Genomic DNA, 19396 nt, shown 5'->3' with positions numbered 1-19396 from the left:
AAATGTTTTTGTTTGCCATTGATTTTTTTATTTGTGTAAGGTGTTAAAGGATAGATGTATGTGTGTATGCTAACAATAAAAAAGAGTTTTCCTTTGATTTCTACCTTAGGGACATAAACGATATGTTTTCTCTGCATTAACCAAAACGTCAATAAGTATTATATCGATTATGTATTATTCATTCATCGAAAATGAGCAAGTGTTTATTGATTGTTAACTATACGTTTGTCTTAACTGATTACAATCTTAAGTTAACATAAGATAGCTTATCAATAAATTGTAAAATTACGAAGCCTAGTTATAAAAGGTATGAACTGATCATCTATAGTGCAATTACTGCATTTAGCAAACATTCTGTACGAGCAATAAAACCTAGATAATAATCTGATTTTCTCTGTTCTATTCACAAATATTTTGTTTTAAGCCCCTATTTAGATATAGCATATTGATTGTCTGCAATAAGGTTAATTTAACCTAAAATAAATGAATTATCATTAACTGAAAAAAGAACTTTTAAACTAGAAATCTTAGATCTAACATTTACTCATTAACCCTAAATTTTACGATTATGAATGTTTATTGTAAAAAAAGAAAAATTAGGCTAATCGTTTTCAGATTACTACTTTTTTGTTGTTTTCTTATTAGCCCTCACCTTTTAGTCCAATCACAAACAGTTAGTGGAACTGTTGTGGATACGAACAATGAGCCTATAGCGGGAGCAAGTGTCGCTGTAAAGTATACTACCAACGGTACAATGACTGATACTAATGGAAAATACACGATCTCGGCAACAAATGAAAAAGCGACTCTGGTATTCTCTTTCATCGGTTTTGCTACGCAGGAAGTAGTGGTTGGCACAAAAAAAGTAATAAATGTGACTATGGCCAGCGACGACAAAATTCTGGATGAAGTTGTTGTAACAGCTTTAGGTATGACAAGAGATTCTAAAGCTTTGGGATATGCTATGACTGAACTGAAAGGCGACGATCTTGTAAAGTCTAATATTGTAAATCCGGTTAATGCTTTGCAAGGTAAAGTAGCCGGAGTTCAGATTAATATGGGTTCGTCCGGACCTCAATCTTCGCAACGTATACTGATTCGGGGAAATACTTCGATGTCGGGCAATAATCAACCTATTTTTGTTATTGATGGAATTATTGTAGATAACGAAGTTACCAAAACAGGGGATAATTTTGATCGGGACTTTGGTAACGATCTTAAGAACTTAAATTCGGATGACTTCGAAACTGTATCTGTGCTTAAAGGTGCAGCAGCAACAGCTTTGTATGGATCTCGTGCCTCTAATGGTGTAATATTAATTACCACCAAAAAAGGAAAAAAGAATCAGGGTTTAGGAATCAATTTCTCGCATACGCAACAATGGGAAAGCGTTTACTCTTTTCCTAAATTACAAAATGAATTTGGGATGGGAACATATCCGCTTTGGCCTCTGAATGATGATGGTACAGAAAATAGAAATATTGAAGTAAACAGAAACTTCGGTCCCAAATACGATTATAAGCCATATACTGTTGCCGGAATTTATGATGGTATACATCAGGCTTATCCTAACAATATGAGAGATATGTATCGCACAGGTAGATATATAAATACCAATGTCGCCCTATCAGGAGGTAGCGATAAGGGAACTTTCCGTTTTTCGTATTCCAATCTCCAAAGCGATGGTATTAGTTTAAACAATACTTTCGACAGAAATAGTTTCTCGCTAAATGCTACCCAAGAGATTAGTAGCATTGTATCTACTGAGGCAGGGTTCAGTTATGTAAGCTCTGATGGACGAAACCCAACCTATCAGGGGGGAGATATGTCACCCGTATACGATTTTTCGTATAGTGTACCTCGTGATTACGATACCCAATACTGGATGCAGAACTATTGGAGTGTAGCTCGTGATGGTTACAATGGTAATGATCCGTTTGGCTATTCATCGACAATATTTGATTATCTGGAAAACAATCAAACTCAGAAAGAAGAAAATTATAGAGGTTATGTAAATGTTAATTTCAAATTGACCAACTGGCTTAAATTTGTTGTAAACGCAGATATGAACCGTATCTATAAAACATTCGAAGTCATGAATCTGGCAACAGAACCATCAGAATTTCGTGGAGCTTCCTATCGCCTCAACGAAAGCAAAAAGCTACAATATAGAGCTGCTGCGATGTTGACGGCAACTCATCGGTTCAATGATCTTGGACTTAGTGGTTCGCTAGCGACAGAGCGTTTCGATGAGCGCCAATCGTATCACAATTCGACAACAAATAATGGATTAAGAGTCCCGGGAATATTCGAGTTAAGCAACTCTGTAGACCCTGCTACAACCGAGGCACGTGCGAATGTAAACAGGAAAAGAATAAATTCTGTATACGGTTTTGTTAATGCCGATTGGAAAAGTCAGGTATACTTGGATATAACAGGACGTAACGACTGGTCTTCGACATTAAGATACGTAGATGGTAGTGGAAATGTATCATATTTCTATCCATCAGTAAGTACATCGTGGCTTTTAACTGAGACTTTCAAAGAGAGCTTGCCTAAAGCTATATCTTTTGCTAAGGTCAGAGCATCTTACGCCATCGTTGGTAACGATACCGATCCGTATATGGTTACTAATCCGGGTACATATCTTTATTATAACTCTTTTAAAGATGGTTATTTCGGTTCGGGAACTTATCCGTATTTCAAATATGCAAATAACAACTTAGGAGCAGCAAACCTGAAACCCGAAAAACAATATGCCATCGAATTCGGTATCGATTACAGAATGTTCGACAATCGTATCGGCATAGACGTAGCATACTATAAAACGAATACTAAAAACCAGATTCTGGCACTTCCTACTTCTACAGAAACGGGTGTTGGTTATAGAATCATTAATGCCGGTAATATTCAGAATTCAGGTATTGAACTATTGTTGACTGCGACACCTATTCGAACCAAAGATCTTGTATGGGATTTATCACTAACCTATACCCGAAACAGAAATAAAATCATTGAATTATATCCGGGTGTAACCAAATATCAACTACCCGGAGGAGGAGCCGATACGCAAGCTTGGGCTACCGAGGGTGGTGCATATGGTGATATATATTCAAGCTATGCTTACAAGCGTGATGAGAATGGAAACAAACTGCTCAATTCTGCCGGAGGATGGATTCGTTCGGGAACATCTGAAAAAATCGGTAGTATACAACCTGATTTTTTAGGTGGTTTGGCTACCAATCTTAAATGGAAAGGATTTAATCTGGGGGCTGTTTTTGATGCTCGTGTTGGGGGCGACATATTTTCAGCCTCGTACAACTATGGTATGGCTGGTGGACGATTGGCGAGTAGTTTAGAAGGCCGTACACAAGAATTAGGAGGATTGGAACGCAAATTGTCCGACGGGCGTACCGTATACGATGGTATGATACCCGATGGTGTTTTCGACAAAGGAATTAAAAATAAAAATGGAGTAGACCTGAGTGGCATGACTTATCGTGAGGCTTATGATAAGCAATTGGTAGATCCTCTTTCGGCATATATGTATTATGCGAATATGTATGACTGGGGAAATGGTATCAGAGAAGCTTCGGTACATAAACTGTCGTGGGTTGCACTTCGTGAGGTATCGTTATACTGGGATATTCCTAAAAGATGGACGGAAAAGGCTTTTATAAAAGGGGCTACTTTAGGATTCATTGTTCGTAATGTCGGTTTTCTATATAATAGCCTGCCGGATAATATCCATCCTGAAGGACTAAAATCCAATTACAGCTCGGAGTATTACGAAGCCGGAGGTAGTGTATACAGTAGAAATTATGGAATAAAACTTAATCTAACCTTCTAAAAATGTACTATCATGAATAAAATTAAAATATTGATAATATCGCTGGTAATATCATTGTGCGGAATCCAATTTACCGGTTGTACAGACGATTTTGAGAATCTGAACACAGACCCTGCATCACTTCCTACAATTAATCCTGAGGAAATGTTGTACACTGCCGAAATAAACATGCTTACATCCGGTCATTGCTGGAATGCAATCTATGCATCGAAATATAGATGGCTGCAATATGGAGCCGGTATATGGGGATATACACAGACTCAGTATGATTATTTCTCTACATCTATAGGGAATTCTATTTATGGCGAATACAATGATATGGGTAGTTATGTGACTAATATCAAGTATTTAAGCAGTCTCAAAGATAATGCATCGGATTATTCAAACCTGAATCAGGTTGCCCGCATACTGCTTATTGCTAAAGGGATACAGACATCCGATATGTTTGGTTCACTGGTGTATAGCCAAGGTTGGCTTGCCCGAGAAGGTAAAGTAGATGATGTGAGTATGACTCCCGAGTTCGAAACACAAGAGCAATTGGTTGCAGTATGGGATAATCAGCTGAAAGAATGTATTACAAATTTGCAAGGTGCGATGGGATCTTCATCTCAAGTTTCATTGAAAGGTCAGGATCGTGCATATAACGGAGATACCCAAAAGTGGATAAAGGCAGCGAATGCAATCAGGCTTCGTTTGGCTAGCCGCATATTGAAAAGAGAGCCGGCTAAGGCTAAAACTATCGCTACCGAAGTGCTGGCTTCATCTAATACAGCAAATGTATTCAGTAGTAACGATGATAGTTTTATACTCTGGTTCGACAATTTATATACTAATATACATGGAGGAGATTGGCATTCCATTAAAGATATGGATATAGCAACATACTGTATGATGGATTATTTGAATAGAAATGAAGATCCCCGAAGACGTATGTATTTCGTTATAAATAATCTGACTCCCGAAAATGTGACTGCATTCAATGCTCAACAGACAGATCCTACAAAATTGATTCCCGATACTTATACAAGATGGGAAGGCAGTTCGGCATCTTATGATAGTTGGACAAAGGATAGGCGTCGACTAAGATATTATTTAGAGCAAGGTACAACTCAAACCGACATGCGTCCGGCTAATATGCCGCAGGTTCGCTTATGGAAAGGGAATGATACGGAAGGCAGTGGCGGAAACTGGGCACCCGTTATGACATATGCCGATTTTTGCTTTCTGGCTGCTGAATTTGTTTTGACGGAGAACATTCCTAGTGCTAAAACAGCACAAAAATGGTATGAAGATGGTGTGAGAGCATCTCTCGATCAGTGGAATGCTTTAGGTAAATTCTGCGACATAGCTAATTATGAAGCTATGACTGAGGCTGAAATAACCAATTTCCTATCAAAACCTGATATTAAATGGAATACCGGTAAAGGATTGGAGCAGATATATGCTCAGACTTATATAGAGCATTTTAAGAATGTCGATGAGGCTTATGCCTTTTGGAAACGTACTAACTATCCGAACAGGACATCTTCGATTGTCAAATTTGAAGAACCTATTATATTAGGAGTATCCCGCATAGTTCCTCGTAAAGTAATATTCTCATATCCTAACGAAGGAGTTCATAATTATATCAACCTGAAAAAACGTTTGGACGATATGAAAAGTAATCCTGAGTTTGGTAATATAGATGATGCATATGGTCGCCTATGGTGGGATAAAGAATAAAGAGTTTTTTTTAAAACCTGATTGATGAGTTTTTATAATCAGCAGCATATGGGGATGGTGTAATTAATTTTTATTCTCGTATGTTGCTGATATTTTGCTTTTTTACCACAATCTTATTGTTTGTTTTCGCTCTTTTTTTATTGTGTTTACATTTCATTGTAATAAAAAACATTCGCTTCGCTTCTGGTTTAATAAATTTATAATTAGTTATTTACAATGAACTAAGTGTGATTTTTTTGCAAGTGGTATAACCTGATACTTATTGTTTTTTTTGTTTACTTTTATATAGTATAAAACGATACACCTTATGCCTAAAGACCTGGAGAATCCTAAGTTTATATTGTTGAATGTAGGGTATTCGGAACTTAATGCCAATTGGAACTGGAAAAAAATATACAGCCCTTTTGCACGGATATATTATGTGTCGGAAGGAGATGCTACTATTTATATAAATGAAGCGACATATGATCTGAAACCGGATCATTTATACTTGATACCACCCTTTACATTACACGATGATGAGTGTAAAAGCTATTTTTCACTTTATTATGTTCATTTCTATGAAGATGTTATTAATCGTGAGTCGATGTTCGACAAATACGATTTTCCGATAGAAATAAGGGCGACATCTTTAGATATGATGTTGGTCAGAAGACTGTGGGATATCAATCCTGACCGGCAACTAAGGGATTATGACCCGCAACTCTATGACAATCCTCCCACGTTTTCGCAGTATGTGGCTGATAATAATAAAATGTCGAGGCGCTCAAAATTCGAAACACAGGGAATCCTGTACCAGCTGTTATCTAAATTTTATGCATTAGTAAAATTAAAAGCAGATAGTAAAGATATAAGGGTTAATAATGTATTGAAATATATTCACGAGACTACAGAAAATAACATCACTCTAACTCAGTTAGCCGACATTGCCTGTGTCACGATCGATCACTTTATTCGCATCTTTAAGAAAGAAATGAAATGTACACCATTGAAGTATATTAATATGAAGAAAATAGAAAAGGCACAACTATTGCTCCTGACCACCGATATGCCGATACGGGAGGTAGCTCTCGAACTGTCTTTGGATAATATTTCTTATTTCAACAGGATATTCAAATATTATACGGGACGGACTCCCACTGAATATAGGAAGATAGGTAATAAATTCTGATATTATTTGCTGTATTTTTTTCTATACTTACTCGGTGTCATATTCATATACTGCTTAAATACACGATTGAAGTACGATATATTGTCAATCGACAGATCGAACGCAATATCTCTTATTGCCCGCTCAGTAGTCAGGAGCAATAGTTGTGCCTTTTCTATTTTTTTTAGATTGATGTATCTGACAGGCGTCTGATTCATTACATTTTTAAAAATGCGTATGAAATGATCTTCGGATATACATGCTGCATCAGATAGATCAGAGATAGAAATATTCTTATCGATATTCTCGTGTATATACTTCAGGCTTTTATTTATGCGCGAATCCTTATCATAAGTCTTTATTCTCACCAACTCAAGAAATCTGGACATTAATTGCGATAAGATACCCTGTGTCTCTACAACAGAATGTAGTGGCATTTTATTATTGTCAGCCACATATTGCGAAAACGTGGGAGGGTTGTCATAGAGTTGCGGGTCGAAATGTCTCAAATGCCGGTCGGGGTTTATTTTCAATAGCCTTTCCGTTAACAATAAGTCCAAAGGTGTCGCTTTAATGCCTATTGGAAAATCAAACTTATCAAATACAGATTCTTTGTTTATCAAATTCTCATAGAAGTGAATGTAGAACAACGAGAAATAACTATCGCATTCATCGTCATGTTCAGTAAACGGTGGAGTAAGGTATAAATGGTTTGGTTCCAGAATATAAGTCTGATTTGCAATATTTGTTTTTGCTATACCATCTTTTATGTAGTAAATCCGTGCAAAAGGGCTGTATATTTTTTTCCAGTTCCAATTGGCATTAAGCTCCGAATAGCCGACATTCAACAGTATCAGATCTAAATTCTCTTTTGTACCATGCATAAGGAGTATCGTTTTTATATTATACTACTAAAATATAAATATACTTATTTCTAGCATATAACAAAACATATTATAGAGTAACATCGGAATAGTGTTATTTATTCGTCGAAATAGTGAAAGGCATTATTGGTTTTTCCACATATATTTGTTTAACAGCCGAAATTAACAAATATATCAGTGTTTCGGCAAATTAACCATTTTAATCTATAACCAAATATCATGATGACAAAAAGATTTCAGGGGCAATGGCCAAAAATTGGTATTCGCCCTACTATCGATGGCCGTATGGGCGGAGTGCGCGAATCTCTGGAAACACAAACCATGGATATGGCAAAAAGTGTAATTGCTCTATTAACTTCAACACTAAAATATCCTGATGGAACTCCTGTCGAGTGTATTGTTGCCGATTCTACAATTGGTCGCGTATCCGAAAGTGCTGCATGTGCCGAAAAATTTCGCAAGGAAGGTGTCGGTGTAACCATTACTGTAACCCCTTGCTGGTGTTATGGCAGTGAAACAATGGATATGGAGCCTCATACGGTAAAAGCAGTTTGGGGATTTAATGGAACAGAACGTCCCGGAGCCGTATATCTGGCAGCAGTATTGGCAGGTCATGCACAAAAGGGATTACCTGCATTCGGTATCTATGGACGCGATGTGCAGGATGCCGGTACACAAGAAATTCCGGAAGATGTAAGAACTAAGCTTTTGCGTTTTGCCAAAGCCGGATTAGCTGTGGCGACTATGCGAGGTAAATCTTATCTGTCTATTGGTGCAGTATGTATGGGTATAGCAGGTTCAATTGTTAATACCGATTTCTTTCAAGATTATCTAGGTATGCGCTGCGAAGGCGTTGACGAAGTAGAAATTATTCGTCGTATGACCGAAGGAATCTACGATAAAGAAGAGTATACAAAAGCATTGGCATGGGCTAAAGCGAATTGTAAAGAAGGAGAAGATAATATTAACCGAGCCGATCTGAAAAAAGATAGAGCCGCTAAAGATAAAGACTGGGAGTTCATTGTGAAGATGACTCTCATTGTTCGGGATTTAATGATTGGCAATCCGAAACTGAAAGAAATGGGATTCGGCGAAGAAGCATTGGGACACAATGCCATTGCAGCAGGTTTCCAAGGTCAGCGCCAATGGACGGATTTCTATGCCAATGGTGATTTTACGGAAGCAATACTTAATTCATCATTCGACTGGACAGGTATTCGTGCTCCGTATATATTGGCAACAGAAAATGATGCTCTGAACGGAACAGTTATGTTATTCAGTTACTTGCTGACTAATACTGCACAAATATTTGCGGATGTACGTACCTACTGGAGTCCTGATGCAGTGGAACGCGTTACAGGTAAAAAACTGGATGGCTTAGCTGCAAATGGTATGATTCACCTTATAAACTCTGGTGCTGCCACTCTCGATGGTAGTGGATATCAAAACGATGCAGACGGTAAGCCTACTATGAAACCATTCTGGGATATATCCGAACAAGAAGCTAAAGCATGTCTTGATGCTACAACATGGATGCCTGCTAACCGCGAGTATTTCCGTGGTGGTGGCTTTTCATCCAAATTCCTTACAAGAGGAGGGATGCCATGCACAATGGTTCGTTTAAATCTGATAAAAGGCCTAGGGCCTGTATTGCAAATAGCAGAGGGATGGACTGTCGATCTTGATCCTGCGGTGCATAAAATATTAGATGACCGTACAGATAAAGGCTGGCCTACAACTTGGTTTGTTCCTCGTTTGACTAACGATCCTAATTTTAAAGATGTGTATTCTGTTATGAATAACTGGGGTGCTAATCATGGTTCTATCAGTTGCGGACATATTGGTGCCGACCTTATAACGTTAGCATCGATGCTTCGAATACCTGTATGTATGCATAATGTAGCCGACGACGATGTTTACCGTCCTGCAGCATGGACAGCATTTGGTATGGATAAAGAAAGTGCTGATTATCGTGCATGCGAAACTTACGGACCAATCTATAAATAATAGGAATATAAACGGGTAGAAATATCTGCCCATTTATTGCTTAAATTAAAATAAACGAAGACAATGATAACAAAAGAACATATTGAAAAATTTATAGAACAAGCCCATCGTGTAGGAAAAGAGCGTTTGCAACTTTGCAGCAGCGGAAACCTCTCATGGAGAGTTGAAGGTAATATCGCTCTGGTATCGGGTACAGGTTCGTGGCTTCCACGATTGGCGGAAGAGAATATCGCAGTCTGTAATATTGCTACCGGAATGCCTGTAAATGGCCCCAAACCATCTATGGAGAGTGTATTTCATTTAGGGGTATTGCGTAAACGAAAAGATATGAATGTAGTCCTGCATTTTCAATCGGAGTACGCTACTATCGTTTCGTGTATGAAGAATAAACCTAAAAACTTTAATGTAGTAGCCGAAGTGCCTTGCTACTGTGGGAGCGAAATTCCTGTTATACCTTATTTCAGGCCGGGGTCGAAAGAATTGGCCGATGCTGTTACCGAAGCATTGACAGATCACGACTGTGTATTGATGAGTAAACACGGACAAGCTGTATGTGGAAAAGATTTTGACGATGCTTATCAGAAGGCTGTATTCTTTGAATTGGCTTGTCGGATTATTGTACTTGCCGGAGAAGGTAATTATTTGACCTTAACCGATGAGGAGATACACGATCTTGATGTATATATACTAGGTAAAGTCTCAAAATAATTTTCTGCTGGTATATCAATATATTGAAGTAGTCTCGACTTTTCTTTAACCACAGGGTCGCGCAGAGTATCACAGAATCTATAATTGCTGTGAAATTGATGGTTTCGTTATCAAAATATAGTTTATTTCGGTACTGAAGCTTTAAAACTCTGTAAAACTCCTTTTACTCTGTGGTTAATAGTCAAGATGAACTCATTGGTATATCTTGATATTCCTATATCTATACATTAAATAATTCAATATATTATTATGGCATATCTAGCATTAGATCTCGGAGCCGGAAGCGGACGTGCTATTGTCGGTATAATCGAGAATGGAAGAATCAAGTTAGATGAAATTCATCGTTTCGCTAATTCTCCTGTTAAACTCGGAGATACGCTATATTGGGACTTCCTCTCATTGTATGCAAATATCAAAGAGGGTATTCGTTTAGCTGTGAAGAAAGGCTACAATCTAAAGGGTATTGCAGTCGATACATGGGGAGTCGATTTCGGTCTGATCGATAAATCGGGGAAGCTACTTGGTAATCCTGTCTGCTATCGTGACTTGCGTACAGAGGGTATGTCTGATAAATCGTCTGCTTATATTTCGAAAGAAGAATTGTATGCAGTTACCGGCATTCAGCAAATGGAAATAAATTCTCTATTCCAATTGTTGAGCCTTAAGGTGTGTGAAGATCAAATACTTTCTGTAGCTGATAAACTATTATTCACTCCCGATTTAATTAATTTTTTTCTCACAGGCATAGCTTGCAATGAGTATACAATTGCCTCTACATCTCAACTGTTAAATGCGCAGACGAGGCAATGGGATGAAAAAATATTCGAAAAATTGAATCTTCCTTCCCATTTAATGAGTAATATTGTGCATCCTTGTTCTCTGATTGGCAAACTCAATACCGAAATTGCAGAAGAAACAGGAGCCCTCGATGCAAAGGTGTTTGCTGTGGGTTCGCACGATACAGCCAGTGCTATTGCTGCTATTCCCACTCAGGGAGATAACTGGGCATTTCTTAGTTCAGGTACATGGTCGCTCTTGGGTGTACTCGCCAATGAGCCTATCTTGGCAAGAGAGGTAATGTTGAATGATTTCACAAATGAAGGAGGCGTAGATAATAAAATATTATTTATGCGCAACATTACAGGACTATGGCTTTTACAACGGTTAATAGCCGAATGGGAAAAGGCCGAAAATCCTAATTGCTCTTATGATTATTTGTTATCCGAATGTGAAAAGAGTAAACCGTTCAGAAGCATTGTCAATAGCGATGATCCTAGTTTTACACATCCTGTTTCGATGTCAAAAGCCATACAGGCATATTGTGAAAGAACAGGGCAGCATGTTCCCCAATCGAAAGGTGAGTTTGTACGCTGTGTATTAGAATCATTAGCCGTAAAATATTACTTCGTGATGGATAAACTACAAAAATCGACAGGGAAAGATATTAAACAACTTTTCGTTGTGGGTGGTGGTAGCCAGAATGAATTATTAAATCAGTACATAGCCAATATTCTGAATATGGATGTGATAGTCGGACTGACAGAGAGTACAGCTATTGGCAATGTTATACAACAGGCTATTGCCAATAATGAAATTGCTGATTGGGTAGAAGGACATAAAATTATTAGAAATAGTTTTACTTTAAAAACTTATAAAGCACAAAACTTTGACTATTGGATAAATGTAATTTCCAAGTCGAAACATTTATTCGAATAGCAAAAACGAAAAATACTAAATAACCTTTAAATGAATACCAATGACCGAAAATAATACAAAAGGCTCTTCTATGTTTCGAGGAAAAGAGGGGCAAAACTATCTGTTTCCTTTTATACTTGTTTGTAGTTTGTTTTTCCTTTGGGGGTTTGCACATGCTTTGCTTGATGTGCTTAATGCTCATTTTCAGGAAATATTGCAGATATCGAAAGCTCGTTCAGCGTTGGTTCAGTTTGCGCTCTATGGCGGATACTTTGTGATGGGTATTCCTGCAGGACTAATTATTAAAAAATACGGGTATAAGAAAGGGATAGTTTTCGGACTACTAGTGTTTGCTATCGGAGCATTCCTGTTTTATCCGGCGACGCTGATACGAACATTCCTTCCATTCCTTATAGCATTATTTGTCATTGCTTGTGGATTGACTTGTCTCGAAACAGCGGCTAATCCATACACTACTGTTTTAGGACCATCTAAGTCGGGTGCAAGGCGTATAAATCTGGCACAGTCATTCAATGGCTTGGGGTGGATTTTAGGACCTTTGGTTGGAGGATTACTCCTTTTTTCGGACGAAGGCGACCCCTTTGCGGCATTGGCAACTCCTTATATTGGTATCGGGATAGTAGTATTGCTTATAGCTGTACTCTTTGTAAGAACACCTTTGCCCCAGATATCGGCAGGGGAGGACGATTCTTTAAGTACAGAGGAAGCAGCACAATTGAATAAAAGGAGCCGTTTCAGAGATCTATTGAAACATCCGCTATTTATATTCGCTGTCATTGCTCAGTTCTTTTATGTAGCGGGTCAGACAGGGATAGGTAGTTTCTTTATAAATTATGTAATCGAAGTGAGACCTGATATAAGCCATTTGCAAGCATCACAAATACTCGCATTTGGTGGTATGGGCTTGTTTATGGTGGGTCGTATATCGGGCAGTTATATTATGAAATACTTTAACCCAAAGAAGTTACTGGCAATATATGCATTAATAAATGTATTATTAATGGTTGTTGTTGTAATGGGATTGGGTATGATATCAGTAGTTTGTCTTTTTGTATCTTACTTCTTTATGTCTATCATGTATCCTACTATTTTTGCAGTAGGCATAAGCGGTCTGAAAGAGAATACCGAGAAAGGTTCGTCACTCATTGTTATGGCTGTAGCCGGCGGCGCTGTTATACCTATGTTGATGGGCCGTATTGCAGATATATCTTCAATGACAACCGGATTTATAGTCCCGTTAGTTTGTTTCGTTGTAATCTTTATTTTTGGATTAAGCAAGATGAAAAACTAACATAATCTTAGAATCTTTAGCTTTCAGTATAGAAAGTAAGCCATATATCCATAACAACTGAAAGACCAATAGCAATATTGGTCTTTTTCTGTTATACCTTCCGTTGATGTTCGCCATATTTTTATGCGATTTATATTTTATGTTGTTATTTTATTAGTAATGATATTAATAGATTATAGCCAAATGTAATATAGGAAATGTTGAATAGTCATAGATATTATAAATGAGTCGTATCTGTATGAGGGTAGTTTTGTTTTATTTTTAAATATTGCTTTTAAGTTATTTTTTTTACTTGAAATAAGATTTGATGATTAGTAATTTATATTATTTGGTAATTATTACTTAGTAAATGTTAACTTTTATTTAATTAAATATATTTAATTAAACTTGCTTTTTGGTATGTGTGTATTTTAAAATGTGTCATATTTATACATCTGCTTGTCTTTGTATTCTACTTTTTATTGAAAGATATCCAATCTGTCTATTTATATAATTTCTATATGGTTATTGTGGGTTTTGCTTAAGTGTAAATAGTGTGTGTTGCTATAATTTCTGATATTATTTATTTTGTTCGTTAAAAAATAAATAATTAAGATATATTGTGTTTTTTATTTGAGGTGTTTTTGAACAAAACTTTGGTTATGGAATATGTTTTACAACAAGGTGTTGTTTGTGATTATTTGTATTATTTAGCTCCTTGCTTATTAATTATTGTAATTTATTGTAATACTTATTAAAAATACATTGAACAAAATGAAGTTAACTTCTGTTTAAGCCTTTAATATGCTATAGATTTTATTAATAATACAAAATTGAGTTGCTCATGTTTAATAAGATATTTGTTTTATTATTCTCGATACCTCTAGTATCATGTGTCAAAGAAGCTCTGCCCGAATGTCCATATCAGTATAATATACAGGTATTTGTGTCCGATAAGAACTATTCTAATATATCCGATTTTCCTGATGAAAAGATATCCGAAGATTTACCTTTCAATAAATATATTCAAAATATTTATTATACGCTCACAGATATTAAAACAGGTAAAAATATGATCGATCCGCAGCGTATAGACGTAGCAGGAGATAGTAAAACTCAATCGATAATTATCGATTTAGTACCTGATGGCAAGTATATTTTAGCTGTATGGGGCAATGTCGATAGTTCGGACAAATCGAATATGCTTCCCGAAAATTTGCATGACAAGAGTGCCGAAAGTAAGAATGTCTATTTAGCTTACGATACACTTGATATTGTAACAGGTATTGCTCAGGAGATGTCTATGGGCTTAAAGAGGACAACCGGAATGTTGATGGTTAAATTTAACGGCCTTCCTACTACTATTGCTAAAATAGATGAATCTATAACTTCAATACAAAAAGATGTGGACTGGCATTTCGACTATTCCAATACAACTGATGTCGAAAAGTCTTTCCTAAGTACCTCACAGTCTTTAAGTAAAATAACTACCTATCTGGCTCCTACTGTAACGGGAGAGAAATCTAAATTATCTCTCATGTTGACTAAAACCGATAATACAGTGATTGCGATTCCGATAGCAGAGGTTGTAATTAAACGTAACGAGATTTTAGGCCTTGAGGTTACTTACAATGATACAAACGATACATGGGAAGTGTGGGCCAATATAAACAATGAGTGGGTCTTGATCAATAATTTAGGAATAGATTAATCAGCATACAATTATTTAAAGTGTTTAATATTAAAAAATATTTATTATGAACAAAATTTTTGCTTTTATTATAGCTAGTTTGCTATTTGTTTCGTGCTCAAGCGATGATCAGTCTCCGATTGATGTTGCGAATGAAAAAGGAATAACTTTCGAAGTTACTACAGTTAACAAGGCTGGTGAAGGCTTGAAAGCCGGTACTCCCCTTTATAGTCAGGAAGCCGTACAACATGTATCAAGAGTTGATATACATGCATTTGTGAAAAATGGGGCAGATTATACGTATGTAAGAACATATTCAATATTCGATTGGGCAGACGGTTCTACATTCAGACGCTTTACTGTAGACCCAGATCAGAAAGTGCCGGCTGGAGACTATAAGTTCTTAGCTGTAGGTAGGGGTTCGGATATGTATACTATCACAACATTCGATAATACCGTTAAATTCCAAGATGTGGCTGCATCTATTGCTGCTGCCGGTGATGAATCTGAGATTTTTGCAGGTTCCGCACAAGCACAAGTTCTAGAAAGCGGAACTCGTGTAAGTCTCGAAATTACCCGTAAAGTAGCAGGTGTATTAGGTTATTTTAAAAATATACCTGAAACATTGAATGGTTCTACTGTGAAGTATTTACGTCTATCGGTTGCAGCAACAAATAGTCAGGTCAATCTATCTACCGGAATTGGCTCGTCTAATTTAGCTGCAGTACATAATTTGATAAATATAGATCTTACAGGTCAAGGTACAACAGGTGGTATATTTAATGGTATCGACCTTTCGGGAGCAGGTGTTGCAACACTGCCTAATTCTCAATTGGGAGGAGCTTTTATTATACCAATATCAAGTGCGTCGTTAACACTGGGTCTTTATGATGCTAGTAACGTTGCTATAAAAACTTGGGTTGTAAAAAGTGGTTCAGCAACAGTATTCGATCTTGTAGCTAATAACTTCTATTCATTAGGTCTTAAAACAAAGGCTAGTACTACAAATGGTACAGATCCTGCAGATCCTAATGATGATGATCAAGCGATCGATCTATTGACAGACGAAACTCTTACAATTACGATTACCCCTACATGGAGTACACTTCATAACTTGACTCTACAGTAATGAAAAAAATAAATACAAGGTATCCGTTACTTGGATACCTTGTATTTTATAAATTATCAATTTTAATAATTGAAAGGCGTTATGAATAATAATATCAGGTATAAACAGGCAAAACTGTATTGCTTCTTATTGACTGCAGTTATCTTTTTATTGTCAGGATGTTCTCAGGATGATGAGGTTGTTTTACAAGACGAAAATAGTGTAGTTGTGCCTATCGAGATCGGCTCTACGGAAATAAGCCAGACAAAGGCAATAGAGAATCAACCTTTTACAACGAATAGGGTTTTGATACTACCTTTTAAGAAAATAAATGAAAGTATAGTTGCTAATGATGATAGTAATTTTGCTCCTGACTATAATGCTGCCAGACAGTATGATATAAACAATACAACAGCTTATACCGGTATGCTTAATCTTACAGCTACTTCTACATACAAAGTAATTGTTATAGGATATAATCGCAACGATTATGATTTCAACAATCAGAGTAGTCCGGCAAATCGCTTTAGCATAGGTGCTGTAACAACTCCTGTGACTCTAGCTAATTTTCATCTTCAATCTACATCGGCTACATCTGTACCTGAGTTCTTTACTGGTGTGTGTATGTCTTATGCCGGGGCAACTGCAACGCCGAATAGTCCTTATTTCAGGCCCGATCAGGTAACCAGCCTAAATCTAAAAGCGACTCTGACACGATTAGTCAGTGGACTCAATTTGCAAATTAACAATATACCGGCCTATGTTACTTCTATAACATTGGTTGCGCAACAACTGGTTAAGGCTGTATTGCCCATAACCGGTACCGGCACAGTTTTTCAATTAGCTGCTGATGCCGACAATTTAAAAACATTTGGTGTAAAGTCGCCTGTGGCAGGGAGTGTAGCCTTCAATTATTACCTTCTCCCGACATTCAGTGCACATAGCACAAAATTCTATTTAGATGTCAAATATGCTACATATACCGAAAGATATACGGTAAATGTGCCTGATCTGACAAATATATCTTCTGCAAGTAATATTACTTTCACCCCCAATGAGGTGGTAACAATAGTAGGAAATTATTCCAATATCAATTTTGGATTTACAATAAATAATTCAATTAATCTCGACGATAATGCGTGGGATGGATTACATTAATATTAAACAGTAGGGTAGGATGAAAACAAAATTATTATTATTCAATATATTGCTGTTATTTTTGTTTGCCAGTTGCGACAAGAATGAGTCGGAGGTTGATCTGGTAGGAGAGGGTGAAACCACAGTCGAGAATACTGATCCTCCAGCCGATTTGCCCGAAGGTTTTTTCGAAGTCCGTTTCTTTCCATCGACTTTCGGTGAACACACCAAGGCTGCGGTAACGGGTGCTGATGGAAGAGTACAGCATATTCGCTATATGATTTATAAATCTACAGGTGAGTTTGTGAAAGAAAAGGTTGTCTTGATACCTTCGCAAGGAACACCCACATGGCCATTGGCTGTAGTTAAAGATACTTTGCCTAAAGGATCTTATAAAGCCGTATTCTTAGGGAATGTAGAAAAGACGTTGTTCCCTTATAATAATGGTGCCAGCACGGGGCTTACTGCCGATGTATTGACTAATTATACTACAACATACAGTGCTGCCAGAATAGTATTGCCAGCCAAAGAGTTTACCGATAATAGCGAGTATTACTGGGCGAATGTATCATTCTCCGATACGAATACAACACCTAGTGTATTATTTCAACGGATAATAGGTTCGTTAAAGCTGCACCGTAATTTTGTCGATGCGCAAACTGCACTAAATCAACTGGTCAATAATATTGTTACGCAGGTAGGATATAGAAACATTATACAAACTACTATTCAAGGCTTATTGCCCGGATTGCTCCGAACAGCTTTGGGTCCACTAGGTACTGCTATCGGTTTATTAGTATCGGGAGGTGTTGACGCAATATTAAATCCGATAGTTACCGCTTTGGTAGCCCCCATAACGGATGCCCTGTACAACTTGCTGTTGCAGCAGCTGGTCAATCAGCTCGGTACCGTCCTGACGGGTAATGCGAATCAGACGGGCTTACTGGGATTTCTCGGTACTGCGCTCAATCCATGGGCAAATGTAGCGGCCAGTTCGACTGTAGTGACAATGAATAATTTCCCGAAAACAATAGACTTCGATCTGAATGTAAGGGATGTATACACAGGTCTTCAGCAATTCAAATATGACTTCAATACCACTGTTGTTAGTGATCAAAGATATATTACAATCAAAGGTTTCAATGGTGTTTATGATGTTCGCGATATAAATGTGCTTAAACAGGGTTTAATTTCGGGTCTTGTGGTCGATCAGGTTGTCGATACTTACCTGCTTCCCGGAGCATTTGTCGATATTAAAGATCCTATACAGGCTACAGGACCGAAGAGTAATCTCAGATATCAGGCAGATTATTCGTTTCTCGATCTCGGACTGAAATCTTATACACAACAAACAGATGGTAACCATAGTCTTACACTATCAGTTAAAATAGGAAATATAGCCAATATCGATGGCATATTGGGGGGAGTTCCAATCTTAGGGCCTGTATTGAGTTTAATATTGACTCCTATAAAAAATATAACAGTAAGTGTTCCGCTCAATCTGCCTTTATTAGGTGTCGATAACCTATCGGTAAGTGGTAGTTGGAGCGCAGTCACCACTTACTAATACTGCTTATTTAAAAACCAAATGATATGAAGCGATTTTTATATATATTCTTATTAAGCTTTGCGGTATTATCGTTGAGCGGTCAAGATCTGGGAGTAAAAACCAATATCCTCTATAATGCCTCAATGACCCTGAATCTGGGTGCCGAAGTTGCATTAAATGATCGTTCGACACTCGATATTTCAGGAAGCTATAACCCATGGGGTTCTTCTACCGGAAAGAGAATGAAACTATGGATGGTGCAACCCGAATATCGTTATTGGCTTTGCGAAAAGTTTAACGGGCACTTTTTCGGAGTACATGCTCATGTAGGGCAATACAATTTCAGTCAGGTGAGCTTTACGCAAAAACTAAAAGACAATAACTATCAGGGTGATTTTTATGGAGCAGGACTATCTTATGGTTATCAATGGATTTTGAGCGACCGATGGGGTATAGAGGCCAGTTTAGGACTCGGATATGCACATTTCAAATACGATAAATATCCGTGTGGTGAATGTGGTGCCAAGATAAAGAGTGACACCAAAAATTATTGGGGTCCTACTAAAGCTAACATAAGCCTTACCTATTTCATCTTTTAATTATAT

The 19396-nt window shown here is 37.3% G+C and carries 13 protein-coding genes; 12 read left to right on the top strand and 1 reads right to left on the bottom strand.

What is annotated here, in order from left to right; translation table 11 throughout:
• The first annotated feature begins 568 nt into the window (after nucleotides 1-568).
• The 3 genes from G7Y56_RS08130 (at nucleotide 569) to G7Y56_RS08120 (ending at nucleotide 6743) form a co-directional block, all read left to right on the top strand.
• The gene (locus tag G7Y56_RS08130) at nucleotides 569-3850 is read left to right on the top strand and encodes a SusC/RagA family TonB-linked outer membrane protein (RefSeq protein WP_255498684.1); all 3282 of its coding nucleotides are present in this window, start codon (nucleotides 569-571) and stop codon (nucleotides 3848-3850) included.
• Between the two features lie 12 nt (nucleotides 3851-3862).
• Nucleotides 3863-5572: a SusD/RagB family nutrient-binding outer membrane lipoprotein gene (locus tag G7Y56_RS08125; RefSeq protein WP_165042592.1), complete on the top strand. Its 1710-nt coding sequence runs from the start codon at nucleotides 3863-3865 to the stop codon at nucleotides 5570-5572.
• Nucleotides 5573-5879: 307 nt separating this feature from the next.
• Nucleotides 5880-6743 carry an AraC family transcriptional regulator gene (locus G7Y56_RS08120; RefSeq protein ID WP_165042590.1) on the top strand — a complete coding sequence of 288 codons (864 nt, stop codon included), beginning with the start codon at nucleotides 5880-5882 and terminating at the stop codon, nucleotides 6741-6743.
• Between the two features lie 2 nt (nucleotides 6744-6745).
• Here G7Y56_RS08120 and G7Y56_RS08115 read toward each other — a convergent pair whose 3' ends face one another.
• Nucleotides 6746-7606: an AraC family transcriptional regulator gene (locus G7Y56_RS08115; protein WP_165042588.1), complete on the bottom strand. Its 861-nt coding sequence runs from the start codon at nucleotides 7604-7606 to the stop codon at nucleotides 6746-6748.
• 219 nt (nucleotides 7607-7825) lie between these two features.
• Here G7Y56_RS08115 and G7Y56_RS08110 point away from each other — a divergent pair, with 219 nt between their 5' ends.
• From G7Y56_RS08110 to G7Y56_RS08070, 9 genes are all read left to right on the top strand, one after another.
• Nucleotides 7826-9613, top strand: coding sequence for an L-fucose isomerase (locus G7Y56_RS08110; RefSeq protein WP_165042586.1), 1788 nt, complete (start codon nucleotides 7826-7828; stop codon nucleotides 9611-9613).
• Nucleotides 9614-9676: 63 nt separating this feature from the next.
• Entirely contained in the window at nucleotides 9677-10321 is a 645-nt protein-coding gene (locus G7Y56_RS08105; RefSeq protein WP_165042584.1) for a class II aldolase/adducin family protein, read from the top strand.
• Between the two features lie 249 nt (nucleotides 10322-10570).
• Nucleotides 10571-12037 carry a rhamnulokinase family protein gene (locus tag G7Y56_RS08100; RefSeq protein ID WP_165042582.1) on the top strand — a complete coding sequence of 489 codons (1467 nt, stop codon included), beginning with the start codon at nucleotides 10571-10573 and terminating at the stop codon, nucleotides 12035-12037.
• A gap of 40 nt (nucleotides 12038-12077) precedes the next feature.
• Entirely contained in the window at nucleotides 12078-13328 is a 1251-nt protein-coding gene (locus G7Y56_RS08095) for a sugar MFS transporter (protein ID WP_165042580.1), read from the top strand.
• Between the two features lie 823 nt (nucleotides 13329-14151).
• Entirely contained in the window at nucleotides 14152-15018 is an 867-nt protein-coding gene (locus G7Y56_RS08090) for a hypothetical protein (protein WP_165042578.1), read from the top strand.
• A gap of 46 nt (nucleotides 15019-15064) precedes the next feature.
• Nucleotides 15065-16126, top strand: coding sequence for a FimB/Mfa2 family fimbrial subunit (locus G7Y56_RS08085; RefSeq protein ID WP_165042576.1), 1062 nt, complete (start codon nucleotides 15065-15067; stop codon nucleotides 16124-16126).
• A gap of 81 nt (nucleotides 16127-16207) precedes the next feature.
• Nucleotides 16208-17263 (top strand): hypothetical protein, encoded by a 1056-nt coding sequence (locus G7Y56_RS08080; RefSeq protein ID WP_165042574.1) that lies wholly within the window; start codon nucleotides 16208-16210, stop codon nucleotides 17261-17263.
• Nucleotides 17264-17282: 19 nt separating this feature from the next.
• Nucleotides 17283-18809: a hypothetical protein gene (locus G7Y56_RS08075; RefSeq protein ID WP_165042572.1), complete on the top strand. Its 1527-nt coding sequence runs from the start codon at nucleotides 17283-17285 to the stop codon at nucleotides 18807-18809.
• 26 nt (nucleotides 18810-18835) lie between these two features.
• A complete protein-coding gene (locus G7Y56_RS08070; RefSeq protein WP_165026614.1) occupies nucleotides 18836-19390 on the top strand; it encodes a DUF3575 domain-containing protein in 555 nt (184 codons plus the stop codon).
• Nucleotides 19391-19396 lie beyond the last annotated feature (6 nt).

The sequence above is a fragment of the Dysgonomonas sp. ZJ709 genome, from assembly GCF_011039195.1.
GTDB lineage: Bacteria > Bacteroidota > Bacteroidia > Bacteroidales > Dysgonomonadaceae > Dysgonomonas.
The sequence above is the reverse complement of the archived record's forward strand: the minus strand, read 5'-3'. Positions and strand labels throughout refer to the sequence as shown.